1 protein-coding gene is annotated in these 764 nt (G+C 63.7%); it reads right to left on the minus strand.

Annotation, left to right across the window (positions count from 1 at the left end; all coding sequences use genetic code 11):
- The coding region (locus tag WS89_RS24800; protein WP_059794112.1) for a diiron oxygenase at positions 1 to 764 on the minus strand (764 nt) is incomplete at both ends.

Consider the following 764-nt stretch of genomic DNA (forward strand, 5'->3'; position numbering starts at 1 on the left):
CGGTAGCGGTTCAGCTCCTGCGCGGTCGCGAACGTGCGCTCGAACAGGATCGACAGGTTGTGCAGGATCCGCTCGACGACCTTCTTCTCCCACTCGCCGTCGAAACGGATCTGCTCGTCGAGCCAGCGCTCGAGCCATTCCGGATCCGGCAGGCGCGACTGCACCGTGTCGCGCGGGAACAGCGCCTGGTTCACGTGCAGGTTGGTCGGGTGCAGCGGCTTCTCGGTGCGGCGCGCCGACGCCATCAGCACGCCGATCTTCGCGAATGCCGCACGCGCGACGTCGCCGCAGTTGTTCAGCGCCTTCTTCATGTAGCGCAGGTACGCGCCGCCATGACGTGCTTCATCGCGCGAAATCGTTTCGTAGATCTGCTTGATGACGGGCTCGGTGTGCCAGTCGGCCGCGCACCGGTACCAGTGGTTCAGGCGGATCTCGCCGCAGAAGTGCAGCATCAGCGTCTCGAGCGGCGGCGCCGGATCGAACTGGAAGCGCACCGCGTGCAGCTCCTCTTCGGTCGGCACCATCTCCGGCTTGAAGCGGCGCAGGTATTCCATCAGCACGAGCGAATGCTTCTGCTCCTCGAAGAACCACACGCTCATGAACGCGGAAAAGTCGCTGTCGTGCTGGTTGTCGCGCAGGAACATTTCCGTCGCGGGCAGCGCCGACCATTCGGTGATCGCGTTCATCTTGATCGTCTTCGCCTGCTCGTCGGTGAGCAGCGAAGCGTCGAACCTGTCCCACGGAATGTCCTTCTCCATGTCCCA

The sequence above is a fragment of the Burkholderia sp. MSMB1072 genome, assembly GCF_001524725.1.
Taxonomy (GTDB): Bacteria; Pseudomonadota; Gammaproteobacteria; order Burkholderiales; family Burkholderiaceae; genus Burkholderia.